The organism is Stakelama sediminis, assembly GCF_014199335.1.
GTDB lineage: Bacteria > Pseudomonadota > Alphaproteobacteria > Sphingomonadales > Sphingomonadaceae > Sphingomonas > Sphingomonas sediminis.
The window spans coordinates 166,705-178,825 of record NZ_JACIJI010000006.1 but is presented as its reverse complement, the minus strand read 5'-3'; the positions used below and the strand labels follow the sequence as shown (position 1 = coordinate 178,825).

Sequence of the window (12,121 nt, the reverse complement as noted above, 5' to 3'; positions counted from 1 at the left end):
CCGCCATTCATATCTGGGGGGCATTAGCCCACTCGCGTTTGAAGCCAAGGTGGCATAATGAGATAGGTGACCGGCACAAAACCGGTACAAGTCCACTATGGCAATTTTCGCACCGATAGCTGGCCGCTGGCGGTGATGATGCCGGCGACCTTTGCGTTTCTTGGTGGCGCGATCGCCGCGCGGCTTGCCGCCATGCCACGCAAGATCCGGTATCTGCGCGGCACCCGTGTCCGCCCCTTCAACGGCGGGCGCGGCGGGCGGCTCTGGGCACGAATGACGGGTGGCGTCACGCTCGCCGGTGTGCCACTCAGCCGGGAAGACGAGACCATGCACGTTGCCGCGATTGGTGCGACCGGGTCAGGCAAATCGACCGCGCTTCGAGGCCTGATGGCCGATGCGCTTCGGCGAGGTGACCGGCATATCGTGGCCGATCCGGACGGCGCATCAATATCCGCCTTCTATGCGCAGGGTGACATCATTCTCAATCCGTTCGACCGGCGCTGCGCTCGTTGGGATTTGCTCGGCGAAATCGAGAGACCAAGCGACTATGCTTTTATCGCCCAGTCGCTCCTTCCGCATCTGGGTCAAGGCGACCACGACCAATGGATCAGCTACGCGCAGCAACTCCTCGCCGGAGCGATGGAGAACTTCGTCACGCTGCAACTCGGGAACTCCCGGGATTTCGCCGAAATGCTCGCCAGTGCAAAACTCACAGAATTGAAGCAGTTGTGCGCCGGCACGCCTGCGTCGCGCTATTTCGAGGAAGGCGGCGAACGGATGCTCGCCAGCATTCTCGGCACCTTGGCGCCCGCAATCGGACACTTGCGCCTCATCACCGCGATCGAAGGCGAACCTTTCGCGATCAGGAAGTGGATCCGAGCCGGCACAGGCTCGATGTGGATGCCCTACGCCGCCAATCAGGTAGCGGCTCTCAAAGGGCTGATTTCCTGTTGGATGAATATCTCGATTCTGGAAACCCTTTCGCTTGAGCCGTCACGTGATCGCAGGATTTGGTTCCATGTCGATGAGTTGGATGCGCTGGGACGGATCGAAGGACTGAAGGACGCCCAAGCCCGACTCAGAAAATTCGGTGGCTGTGTAGCGATCGGGTTCCAATCGTTCTCCCAAGTCAAGCAAGTCTATGGCGAGGGTGCGCAGACGATAGTCGAAAATTGCGGTAACATGCTCATCCTGCGCTGCGGAGCCAGCGAGGACGGCGGCACGGCCAAGCTCGCTTCTAAACTTATCGGCGGTCGGGAAGTCGAGCGCGATGACCTTAGCCGATCGCGATCGCAAGGCAGGTTCACTACGCGGTCAATGTCGATGCAGACACGGCGTCTGGTTGAGGATGTAACGCTGGCCAGTGAGATTTCCCAAATGCGCAATCGAGAAGGCTTTGTGAAGCGCGCGACTAAACCGCATTGGCATCGAGTGCGATTTGCTTACGAGGGCCGCCCCGAAATTGCCCAGGGCGTCGACTCATGAGGTAGGTCCTGTTGCAAATACAGCACAGTAATTGCGCCCTTTTAATTACGATGTTTCTGTAGAAAGTATAATACTTCTAACTTATATGGGGTGACGTCGATTTGTTACACTGAAATTGTTGTATAATTTTAAAGATTAGTATTGTTTTGATCAAATAAAGTTACATGATTTTTTGAAAGTAAAAGGCATTATTGCGTGAGTTATGGCGAAGATATGATAAATTTTAATTCATAATAATTAAACTATGAAAATATTTCGCAGAATCAATGGGTCGGAAATGACGCTCAATATGCATCGAAAGTCACGATGAACGTCTTAGGCACCATGCCCATGCCAGTTTCACGTCAAATTATTCCTGCCTAGGTGCAGTCCCCTGATCGCCTCGTGATTTGAGGAAGCCCAAATATCTCCTCAAAATCACGTGGGCGAACCGTCAGATCGGCGAGTGTATATTGATCAAGAACGGTCAGGAATGCGCTTAGCGCTTCCTTTAGAATGCCGGTTAGGCGGCAACGTGGTGAAATCACGCAATTTCCACAATCTGCAAGTTCAAATCCCCCCTCGGTATGGCGTACCAATATCCCTAGATTGATTTCCGACGCGGGTTTGCCCAGCCTTATTCCTCCACTCCGACCACGGATGCCCTCGATATACCCCGCACGGACAAGATCGTTGACCACCTTCATAAGGTGGTTCTGCGAAATCCCGTAGGTCTGCGCCACCTCAGCGATTGAGCAAAGCCGGTCCTGATGCGCAGCAAGGTGCATCAAGGTTCGCATCGCATAATCAGTGAATCTGGTCAGCTTCAATGGGTTCTCCACAATCAGCGATTGCTGCTGCGAGAATATATGCATTTTTGTTGCATCTTACAAATCGCAGATATAGATGCATTTTTAATGCATGATTGGAGCGAGTCGTGAGCTGTACCGCAAAAATCGATGAAGCCAGCCTCGAACGGCTCGTTGATGCATTTTACTCTCGGGTGCGCGCGGATGCTGATCTGGGACCGATCTTCAACCCCGCTATCCAGGATTGGCCCGAGCATCTTGAGAAACTGACTGCGTTCTGGTCATCAGTGATGCTCACCAGTGGCCGCTACAAAGGTCAGCCTGTTCCGGCGCATCTGAAGCACAAAAACAAGATCACGCCGGCGTTATTCGATCGTTGGCTCGATCTGTGGAAGCAAACCACAGAAGAGGTGATGGAGCCCGATGCCGCTGTTGCCCTTCAGGCGAAGGCGGCGCGCATCGCGGAAAGTCTGCAACTAGCCATGTTCTTCCGGTTGGATCGTCCAACCGAACCCCGGCCCGCCTGAGCGACGGACCACTTCCCAAGGAGTGCTCACACATGACCGAGATCCCGCTTGTCGACCTTACCGTACACCACGCACCGCGTGACATGCGTGACAGGATCGCACTGGGGTTCACGAAGACCCTCCGCTTTTGTGCGGATACCTTCTTCGCCAAGCGATACGGCCATCGTGCCATCGTGCTGGAAACCGTGGCCGCCGTACCGGGCATGGTGGGAGCAACCATCAATCATCTCAAGTGCCTGCGTCGCATGTGCGATGACAAGGGTTGGATCCGCACCCTCATGGAGGAGGCGGAAAATGAACGCATGCACCTGATGACCTTCATCGAGGTGGCGCGGCCGACCTTATTTGAGCGCCTTGTTATCCTCGCCGTGCAGTGGGTCTTTTATGTCGCGTTTTTCGGCCTTTACCTGGTTAGTGCGAGGATCGCGCATCGCATTGTCGGATATTTCGAGGAAGAAGCGGTCATCAGCTACACGCTCTATCTGAAGGAGATCGACGAGGGGCGCAGCCCAAACCTGCCGGCACCTGTCATCGCAAGAAATTATTGGAAGCTCCCAGACGACGCAACGTTGCGGGACGTAGTCCTCGTGGTTCGTGCGGATGAAGCACACCATCGTGACGTCAATCATAGCTTTGCCTGCGAACTTGCAGGGGTGGAGCCTGCTGGCGAGACCGCGCCCTATCCAGACCATGCCGACGACTTGCGAGCGGCAGCCTGACAATGGCTGGCATTCGTCCATATCGCTCTACACCGATCTTCGATCAGGACACGCTCCCGTCCGCCCTTCGTGCGCGGCACGACACGAAAGCGGGTGTGTGGGGGCTGATTCGGATCATCGAGGGCGAACTGAGGCTGACCTATCTCGATCCGCTCTCGGAAATCATCCTCACGGTGGATCAGCCTGGCCTCATCTTGCCGCAACAGCCGCACTTCGTGACGCCGCTGGGTCCGATGAGGATGCAGATCGACTTCTACGATCAGGCGCCAACCTTGTGATGAATTAAAATATCGACGTAATTTCATACATTTGGAGGAGATATTAATGTCGCAGCCGCTCAGCGATCAGACCATTGCGCTCGTCAAGGCGACGGTTCCCGCACTGGAAGCTCATGGCCTGGAGATCGTCCATGAGATGTACTCGCGGATGTTCCAGAACCCGGAGATTCGTGATCTTTTCAACCAGTCACATCATGGCGATGCCGGGTCACAACCCAAGGCGCTAACAGGGGCGATCCTCGCCTATGCAAGCAACATCGAAAATCTCGGAGCCTTGGCGCCGGCGGTCGAGCGAATTGCCCAGAAGCATGTCGGCCTGCAAATCCTGCCAGAACATTATCCGCATGTCGCTGAAGCTCTGCTCGGTGCGATCAAGGCGGTTCTGGGAGACGCAGCGACTGAGCAGGTTCTCGGGGCATGGGAAGAGGCCTACTGGTTCCTCGCCAATATCCTGATCGCACGTGAGGAGCGGATATACACTGAGCAGAAGGATACGACCGGGGGTTGGAACGGATGGCGCGATTTTCGTGTCGACGAGGTCGTGGAAGAAAGCAGCGTCATCAATTCCTATGTCCTGCGTCCGGTCGATGGCGGACCGGTGATGCCGCACAAGCCTGGCCAGTATCTCACGTTCTGGTTCGAGATACCGGGTCATCCGCCGGTAAAGCGCAATTATTCCATATCGTCCGCCACCAATGGGGAATCCTATCGCATTTCCGTAAAGCGCGAGTCTCATGGACTGGCATCAGGTTGGCTGCATGACGAGGCCGGGGAAGGGACGATCCTCAAAGTGGCTGCACCTGCAGGGGAATTCTTCCTGGGCGGCCATCACGATCGTCCGATCGTACTGTTGTCTGGCGGCGTCGGGCTGACGCCAATGGTCGCAATGCTCGAGGCGCTTGTGGAAAACGATACGGGTGTTGCTGTGCAGTACATTCACGGCACACACGATCGCGAAACCCACGCCATGCGCGGACACATCCGTGTTTTGGCGGGGCGTGCGAAGGCGGTTCAGGTTGTCGACTTTCATCAAAAGCCCCTCCCTGACGAGGTGAAAGGCCTGGATTATGACGAAGGCGGCATCATCACCGATGAGTGGCTTGTGACCAACACGCCGGTGGGCGCGGCCGAATATTACATCTGTGGCCCGCGACCGTTCCTTCGCCACGCCGTTTCAAGCCTTTCGCTCGTAGGTGTTCCATCCGATCGGATCCACTACGAGTTCTTCGGTCCGGCCGACGAGTTGCTCGCAGCCTGAGGGGGGGGCGTTACTATGGACGACGTCACCATCGTTCGCGCGCTCCATGTCCTTGCCGTCCTGCTTTGGATTGGAGGCGTGGCTTTCGTAACTCTGGTGGTGATGCCGTCCATTCGCGCCGAGAATTTGCCTGAGAAGCGTCTCGAGGCATTTCATCGTTTGGAGGGCCGTTTTGCCCCGCAGGCGAGAATCTGGGTGCTGCTTGCAGGAGCGAGTGGATTCTGGATGGTGTATCGATGGCAGATGTGGGGTCGATTCACCGACCCGCATTTCTGGTGGATGCATGCGATGGTCGCCATCTGGGTCATCTTCGCAGCGATGTTGTTTGTGATCGGACCCTTGTTCCTCCATCGGCGCCGGACGAAATCCGGAAATTCTGCTCCGACGTTCGTGCGCATGGAATGGATGCACCGCGCACTTCTCGTTTTGTCGTTATTCACGGTGTTTGGCGCGGTCGCGGGGAGCCATGGGCTATTCTGACGGCGCGCAGGAGACCATGTCAGGCGAACGTCGCGGGCCCCTCATGTCGGCGTGTCTCGCCGACGCAGAACATCGCAGATCACAAAGCTCGCCATCATATCCTGTACGCCCGGTAAATCAGCAAGAAGGTCTGCACGAATGGTTTCGAAGTCTGTCAGGCAGGCCAAACGTAGACGCAGCCAATAGTTCATATCACTCGACAGCAATAAGCATTCTAGTACGTCGTTGCGTCGTAGGACGGCCTCTTCAAAACGGCGAACGCAGTCCATCCGCGTCCGGTCGAGTATGATTTGCACGAACACGTCTACACTGCCGCGTCCGTCAGCCTCTGGTTTGCGCACGTTGCGCGCCTTCTTGGCTATCGACGAGGTTCTCCCCAACCGGGTCGACGCTTGAGGGCGACGGACGCATGACGCTAACAACCGTGAGGAACCGTTTGCGACCATCCCTGTCCGGCCAGAGTATCGATTGTCCTCTTTGGAGGCCGATGAGCCCGGAACCTACGGGAGTAAGAATCGAAATACGATCTTGAGAGATGTCGGCATCGCATGGATAAACCAATTGCGCCGAACGGGATGCGCCAGTCGCTTCATCCCGAAACTGTACAATGGCCAACATGGTGACGACGTCGTCCGGGATACTATCGGCATCGAAAATTATTGCTCGAGATATTTCTTCGAGCAGCAGTTCGCTTACTTGAGGCAAGCGATTTTCCGCCGAAATCGCCAATTCTGACAATGCGTCAGCCTCGGTATCAATCATGTAAATTGGCGGCCGTTCGGCCGACGTGAGCTTGGTCATGGCGCAGGTTTTCCGGTAAACGGTGAAGAAACGCGCCCCTTCAGGCGCCGCTCATCATACGTAGCCCCGAGTTCGAGGCATCATGCGCCGGAACCCGGGGCTAAATGCCCGCGAGAAGTTGCCCTCCGTGTCGGCAAAACCGGAAAAAGGATAAGCGTCCTTGCATAAGCGGACATTGCCGCAATCTGCCTTCGAGGTCAAATGCCGCACCCGACCCAAACCGCACGAGATTCTATCAAGAAGCGGTCGATCTAAATGGCCCTATCATCCAGCGCAGTTTCGTCGCTTCGGTCGCCGCTGTCATGTACGTAATTTTCTCATGCTCAAGAAGCATTGCGCTATAGACTTATCCGCGACCCCAAGGGCTCTGACAGAACCAGGCCCGATACTTGCCCAGTTCCGTCATGGAACTGAGCATTTTTCTGCGCGCGGGCGGTTCAGCGAGATTAGAGAAGCATAACAAATGCCTTGGAGTGCAACACTTTTGTTGATCTCCTTTTTGCTCTCATCCCCCAAAAACATTCATTTGCGTGAATCACACAATCGCTTCAGCCTTTGAGGCAAGCCGCCATGATAATGCGTCCGGACGACGGCTGACCCGGACAGGAGAGGATGCCCATGGAAGGGCAGCAATCGACCAGACCCCCTGCAGGTGCCAGCTTCACGTGGCATCGCGCGCTTTGGACGGTTATCATGGCGGCTGCAGCGGGTGGCCTTTACTGCCTGCACCAACATCGGATCATGGCAGAGGAACAACTGATGCTGTTGGTCTTCTTGTTAGTGCCGGTGGCAGCCTTCCTCCTGTCGGGTCGTGGACAGGATAGAACACAAATCATCGACAATCATCCCGTTCAAGGAGATCGATACGATTAGCGTTAATTCTTTTGCCTCCTAAAGGTAATCTTGACCCGCGCATGACATTCCAAATAGCTGGTGTGGCACACTTTTTCAGCGCAATGTTCCTGCACATAAACAACAATATTTTGCGCTTTGGAGAAGGCGCATAGCGCATTAGGCGCGCTGTGATGTTCCATGGGAGATCATGAAAGCGGTCGCGCCGATCGTGACGATACCCCACTCTGTCACGGTTGCACGAGATGACGATTGCGCTTGCAGGGCCGACCCGGCTCGAAATTCCCTCGCTCCATATCGATCCGCAAAAGCTCCTCTTCTCCCTGAGCAGTCTGATCGCGGGGGCCATGACCCTTGCGATTGTCATGTCGGCAAGCCTACCTCGGCCCTGGTGGGCCATCCTCACCGTTTATGTCACCGCGCAGCCGATGGCGGGTGCTTTCCGGCCTAAGGTGCTTTACCGCCTTGGAGGCATTGCAACAGGCGCGTTCATGACGCTCTTGCTCGTCCCCAACTTACAAAATTCGCCGGAATTGCTGGTCTTGTGCATGGCGGCATGGACCGGCTTTTGCATCTATCTCGCCGTTCTCGATCGCACGCCGCGCGCGTTCCTCTTCCAGATGGCCGCCTTCAGTTCGGCCGTCATCAGCTTTCCCTATCTCGATAATCCCACCAACATCTTCGAGACGACAATCTCGCGTGTGCAGGAGATGGTCGTTGCCATTCTATGCGTGACCGCCGTCCACGGCTTTTTGCAGCCCTGGAGCGCGACCCCATTCATCCGCTCACGGGCACGCTCATTTCTCGGCCATGCCCGTCGCTGGGCGGCTGAAGCACTGTCCAGCACCCACACGAAGTTGGAGGATGAACATCGCAGGTTGCTGGCCGCGGATGTGACTGAACTCGGCATGATCGCTATCCATCTGCCTTTCGACCAGCGTTGGGCGCCAACTACCAGGCAGCGGGTAACGGCCCTTCAGCAATACCTGGCCAGCGTCCTCCCTTTAGCCTCGGCCGCCGCCAACCGCCTCGATCTTCTCCGCGCCAATTTCGAATTAACCCCGGACTTGGCTGAGCTTCACACAGACATTTCGGACTGGCTGACGCGCGATGACGCGAGCATCGAATCCGGAACGACATTGATCCGGCGCTGCACCAGGCTGGCGATTGAAGCAGAGAGGAAACACACCTGGGCCGATTTGCTGGCGGCGAGCGCCTGCATCCGTATGGCGGAATTTCTTGATGCGCTGATAGCAAGTCGTCGCCTCACCGACCGGATAGGTACACCGGGGCGGCCCAATCTTAAATCGCAATCGATCGAACCATTTGCGCTTGCCCGCGATCACGGCGTTGCGGCGATGGCGGGGTTCGCCACTGCTGCGGCCATCATGCTCTATTGTGCCGTCTGGATTCTCCTTGCCTGGCCCAATGGCTCGGCGACTGCTGCCTTTGCGGCGTTGATTACCTGCTCATTTGCCGCGCAGGATGATCCCGCGCCTATCATCGGCCGTTATCTGCTCGCGACGCTCAAGACGTTCCCCCTGGCGGCCCTCTATCTCTTCGTGATCCTGCCCAGAGTCGATGGGTATGAAATGCTCATCATCACGCTGACACCGGCGTTGCTCTGGATGGGTTACATTCAGGCAGATCCCAAGCGCTCGCCGGAGGCCCTGCCGATGTTTTCCTGTTTCATCGTGGCCATGGGTTTCCTGGCACGGTTTCAGGCCGATTTTGCGCTGTTCATCAATACGGGGCTCGCACAAGTCGGCGGGATCGTAACGACGTTGGCTGTCACCAAGCTCTTTCGGTCGACAAACGTCCGCTGGACCGCCCGCAGAATCTTGCGGGCGAACTGGGCCGAAGTCGCGCAGTTGGCTAACATCAGGCGCCCCTTCAGGCCCGCACATTGGACTGCGTCTGCGACGGATCGATTGGGACAGGTTGCAGCGCGTATGGCCATCGCATCACCCGGCGACAGCCTGCATGCAGCAGACGGGCTCGCGGACCTTCGCATTGGGCGTAACATCATTCCGCTTAGGCAAGCTTTGTCCCACGTGCCCTACGAGACACGTCATCGCCTTGCAGATGTTCTAGCAGGTGTCAGCGAGATCTACATGGAGCGATGGCGGCAGGGCCACGTGGTGATGCCAGGCCCAGAACTGCTTGATCATATGGATGCTGCTCTGCACGCCTTGGTTGTTCTTCCGTCAAATGAGGCCCGCCAGACGGCGCTCCGTGCCCTCGTAGGCATGCGCTGCAATCTTTTCCCCGAGGCCCCGGCGGAACTTCGCGCGGTGCGGACGTGATCGAGGAAATTCACATTCTTGGCGTCTACATGCCTGCGGCGCTCGTCTGGGCCGTCCTTGCTGTGATGCTCGTCTATCTCATACGCATGCCGTTACAGCGGCTGCCGCTCTACCGGCTTCTCTGGCACCCCAGCCTTTTGGAATTCGCCCTATTCGTCGTCTTGTGGTGGGCGCTCAGCGCTCTGGGCGACGCATTCCTCACTTCGTTCCTGGCTCCCTGATCATGTTTCATCGTCAAAATATTGTCCGCTCACTCGCAACCTTGCTCGTCATCTTGGTCATTCTCGCAGGTATCTACGCTCTCTGGCTGCGCTATCAGATCGACCCCGTCACCCGGGATGGAAAGGTTCGCGCGGACATGGTTCCGGTCGCCGCCGATGTCAGCGGTCTCGTTACGGATGTTCGGGTTGCCGACAACCAAACCGTCAAGAAGGGAGATGTTCTCTTCATCATCGATCGGCCGCGCTATCAACTCGCCCTTGAGCAGGCCTCGGCAACGCTCGCCAGCCAGCAGGCCGCGCTCGCACAAGCGGTGCGCGAAAACAGACGCAATCAGGCCATGCGAGACGTGCTCGCACCTGAGGCGATCGAACAGGGCAGGGCTCGCGTTGAAGAATTGCGTGCGGGAATTGGGCAGGCCCAGGCGGCGAGGAAACTAGCCAAATTCAATCTCGAGCGCACTCTCGTGCGGGCACCTGTCGCAGGGACCGTATCCAACATGTCCCTTCAGCCCGGTGTCTATCTGAATGCCGGCAAGCCGGCACTCGCGCTTGTCTACGACCGATCCATGCGCGTTGAGGGCTATTTCGAGGAAACCAAGTTGCCGGCAATCCGTGTGGGGGATCCCGCCAGCATCTATCTGATGGGAGTAGCAGACGAGATTGAAGGCCATGTCCAGAGCATCGCCGGAGGCGTGGAAGATCGTGAGCGCGTCGGAGCCGATGGCCAGTTGGCGAACGTGAATCCGTCGTTCACCTGGGTGCGGCTTGCACAGCGTATTCCAGTGCGAATCTCGATCGACAAGATCCCGCCTAACGTCCGCATGATCCCGGGGCAAACCGCCACCGTCATCGTTCATCCACGCAACGATGGCCGCAGCGTCCACAGGAGCCTGCCATGGTAAAGCGCAGGATCATTGTTACCTCGATACTGATGCTATCCGGCTGCACCGCAGTTGGTCCGAATTACCATGTCCCCGAACACGCCATGGTCAATTCGCCAGGCGCGCAGGAAGCGTTCATGTCTGGCAAAGACGTCACCAAGGCCGCGCCGCTGCCCGATCGATGGTGGCAGCTCTACGACGATCCGGTGCTCGATCGTTTGATCGACCAAACCCTTGCCGCCAACACGGATCTGCGGATCGCAGACGCCAATCTGAAGCGAAGCCTTGCGTTGCTCGACGCACGCGGTGCGAGCAGGGAAGGGCAGGGGAGTCTTGATGCCACGACCAGCTATGCGCAAAGGTCAGCGGAGGCCGAACTCCAGCATGTGCAGCCGCCAGCGCGCCCGATCTATAACGCGGGCATTTCCGTGAGCTACGATCTCGATTTATTCGGTGGCCTCAAGCGCGGTATCGAAGCGGCCAGCGCAGATAGCGAAGCCACCATGGCGGCACGCGATCTCGTACGGGTCAATGTTGCGGCCGAGACGGCCAGGGCCTATGCTGACCTCTGCAATAGCGGGTACGAGCTCGACGTGTTGCAGCAGGCAATCTCGTTACAGGAGAAGGGACTCCATCTCACGCAGATCATGATCAATCATGGTCGTGCAGCGCCATTTGAACTGGATCGCAGGAGAGGGCCGCTCGAGGCGAGCAAAGCGCGCTTGCCGCGGCTCGCGGCCCGTCAAAGGAATGCTCTGTTCCGGATTACGGCGCTGGAAGGGCGTACACCCGATGAAGCCGATGCTACATTATTGGCGTGCCATCACCCGCTTTCGCTTTCGCAGCCAATGCCTGTCGGAGATGGCAAAGCCCTTCTCAAGCGCCGGCCCGACATTCGCATGGCAGAGCGAAAGCTGGCGGCGTCGAGCGCGCGCATCGGCGTTGAGACGGCAGCACTCTATCCGGACATCAGGCTTGGGGCATCGGCAGGCTCGACGGGCGCGGTTTCAGATCTTCTTTCTCCGCTTACAAACCGGTTCGGTCTTGGCCCTCTGATCAGTTGGACGCTCAACCGCCATGCGGCTCACGCCCGCATCACCGCTGCGAATGCCCAGGAGAGCGCCGACCTCGCACAATTCGATGGCGCGGTCCTCAATGCGCTCAAGGAAGTGGAGATATCGCTCAATTCCTATGCGGCAGGGCTTGTCCAGCAAGAGTCCCTCGAGAACGCCCGCGAAGCAGCAGAGCGCGTAGCCAGCAGAATGGCGCAATTACGCCGTGGCGGCAAAGTGTCAGAGTTCGAAGCTCTGCAAGCTGAAGAAGATCTGCTGAAGGCAGAATGGACCGCCGCAGAGAATCGACGCGCGATCAACGATGACCAGATTACTTTGTTTCTTGCGCTGGGTGGCGGGTGGAATGAAAATGGAGCGCATCATTCAGGCGCGCGATAGCAGCGCGGTTGAGACAGTCCCGGCTCGGGGAGGCTACGCCACGTAATAATCCGTATAATCTGTCGGTCTTCCCT

13 protein-coding genes are annotated in these 12,121 nt (G+C 57.3%); 10 read left to right on the top strand and 3 right to left on the bottom strand.

Features of this window, described 5'->3' with window-relative positions; all coding sequences use genetic code 11:
* Positions 1-66 precede the first annotated feature (66 nt).
* A complete protein-coding gene (locus FHR23_RS14140) occupies positions 67-1,485 on the top strand; it encodes a type IV secretion system DNA-binding domain-containing protein (RefSeq protein ID WP_184005271.1) in 1,419 nt (472 codons plus the stop codon).
* A 359-nt stretch (positions 1,486-1,844) separates the two neighbouring features.
* On the opposite strand, the gene FHR23_RS14135 is transcribed toward FHR23_RS14140, so the two are convergent.
* Positions 1,845-2,294: an Rrf2 family transcriptional regulator gene (locus FHR23_RS14135; RefSeq protein ID WP_184005295.1), complete on the bottom strand. Its 450-nt coding sequence runs from the start codon at positions 2,292-2,294 to the stop codon at positions 1,845-1,847.
* Positions 2,295-2,401: 107 nt separating this feature from the next.
* On the opposite strand from FHR23_RS14135, the gene FHR23_RS14130 reads away from it, so the two are divergent.
* From FHR23_RS14130 to FHR23_RS14110, 5 genes are read left to right on the top strand one after another with little or no spacing between them, the layout of a single operon-like run.
* Entirely contained in the window at positions 2,402-2,800 is a 399-nt protein-coding gene (locus FHR23_RS14130) for a globin domain-containing protein (RefSeq protein WP_184005269.1), read from the top strand.
* A 32-nt stretch (positions 2,801-2,832) separates the two neighbouring features.
* Entirely contained in the window at positions 2,833-3,519 is a 687-nt protein-coding gene (locus FHR23_RS14125; protein WP_184005266.1) for an alternative oxidase, read from the top strand.
* Between the two features lie 2 nt (positions 3,520-3,521).
* Positions 3,522-3,797 carry a TehB family protein gene (locus FHR23_RS14120; protein ID WP_184005264.1) on the top strand — a complete coding sequence of 92 codons (276 nt, stop codon included), beginning with the start codon at positions 3,522-3,524 and terminating at the stop codon, positions 3,795-3,797.
* Between the two features lie 46 nt (positions 3,798-3,843).
* Positions 3,844-5,055: an NO-inducible flavohemoprotein gene (hmpA, locus tag FHR23_RS14115; RefSeq protein WP_184005262.1), complete on the top strand. Its 1,212-nt coding sequence runs from the start codon at positions 3,844-3,846 to the stop codon at positions 5,053-5,055.
* A 15-nt stretch (positions 5,056-5,070) separates the two neighbouring features.
* On the top strand, positions 5,071-5,535 hold the full coding sequence (locus tag FHR23_RS14110; protein ID WP_184005260.1) for a hypothetical protein: 465 nt from the start codon (positions 5,071-5,073) through the stop codon (positions 5,533-5,535).
* Positions 5,536-5,576: 41 nt separating this feature from the next.
* Here the strand turns inward: FHR23_RS14110 and FHR23_RS14105 are convergent, their stop codons facing one another.
* Both FHR23_RS14105 and rnk read right to left on the bottom strand, forming a co-directional pair.
* On the bottom strand, positions 5,577-5,876 hold the full coding sequence (locus tag FHR23_RS14105; protein ID WP_184005259.1) for an Lrp/AsnC ligand binding domain-containing protein: 300 nt from the start codon (positions 5,874-5,876) through the stop codon (positions 5,577-5,579).
* The gene (gene rnk, locus FHR23_RS14100) at positions 5,857-6,336 is read right to left on the bottom strand and encodes a nucleoside diphosphate kinase regulator (RefSeq protein WP_184005258.1); all 480 of its coding nucleotides are present in this window, start codon (positions 6,334-6,336) and stop codon (positions 5,857-5,859) included. The genes FHR23_RS14105 and rnk overlap by 20 nt, the downstream gene beginning before the upstream one ends.
* A 1,097-nt stretch (positions 6,337-7,433) precedes the next feature.
* On the opposite strand from rnk, the gene FHR23_RS14095 reads away from it, so the two are divergent.
* The 4 genes from FHR23_RS14095 to FHR23_RS14080 are packed head-to-tail and all read left to right on the top strand — an operon-like array spanning position 7,434 to position 12,047.
* A complete protein-coding gene (locus tag FHR23_RS14095) occupies positions 7,434-9,494 on the top strand; it encodes an FUSC family protein (protein ID WP_184005256.1) in 2,061 nt (686 codons plus the stop codon).
* Positions 9,491-9,715, top strand: a complete 225-nt coding sequence (locus FHR23_RS14090) for a DUF1656 domain-containing protein (RefSeq protein WP_184005254.1) — start codon at positions 9,491-9,493, stop codon at positions 9,713-9,715. The genes FHR23_RS14095 and FHR23_RS14090 overlap by 4 nt, the downstream gene beginning before the upstream one ends.
* A gap of 2 nt (positions 9,716-9,717) precedes the next feature.
* Complete coding sequence (locus tag FHR23_RS14085; RefSeq protein ID WP_184005252.1) at positions 9,718-10,617, top strand: efflux RND transporter periplasmic adaptor subunit; 900 nt, start codon at positions 9,718-9,720, stop codon at positions 10,615-10,617.
* A complete protein-coding gene (locus FHR23_RS14080) occupies positions 10,611-12,047 on the top strand; it encodes an efflux transporter outer membrane subunit (protein ID WP_184005250.1) in 1,437 nt (478 codons plus the stop codon). The genes FHR23_RS14085 and FHR23_RS14080 overlap by 7 nt, the downstream gene beginning before the upstream one ends.
* Positions 12,048-12,121 lie beyond the last annotated feature (74 nt).

Coding starts and splice junctions, on each gene's coding strand:
- FHR23_RS14125 (WP_184005266.1), top strand. CDS start 2,833: ATGACCGAGATCCCGCTTGTCGACCTTACCGTACACCACGCACCGCGT.
- FHR23_RS14120 (WP_184005264.1), top strand. CDS start 3,522: ATGGCTGGCATTCGTCCATATCGCTCTACACCGATCTTCGATCAGGAC.
- hmpA (WP_184005262.1), top strand. CDS start 3,844: ATGTCGCAGCCGCTCAGCGATCAGACCATTGCGCTCGTCAAGGCGACG.
- FHR23_RS14110 (WP_184005260.1), top strand. CDS start 5,071: ATGGACGACGTCACCATCGTTCGCGCGCTCCATGTCCTTGCCGTCCTG.
- rnk (WP_184005258.1), bottom strand. CDS start 6,336: ATGACCAAGCTCACGTCGGCCGAACGGCCGCCAATTTACATGATTGAT.
- FHR23_RS14095 (WP_184005256.1), top strand. CDS start 7,434: ATGACGATTGCGCTTGCAGGGCCGACCCGGCTCGAAATTCCCTCGCTC.
- FHR23_RS14085 (WP_184005252.1), top strand. CDS start 9,718: ATGTTTCATCGTCAAAATATTGTCCGCTCACTCGCAACCTTGCTCGTC.
- FHR23_RS14080 (WP_184005250.1), top strand. CDS start 10,611: ATGGTAAAGCGCAGGATCATTGTTACCTCGATACTGATGCTATCCGGC.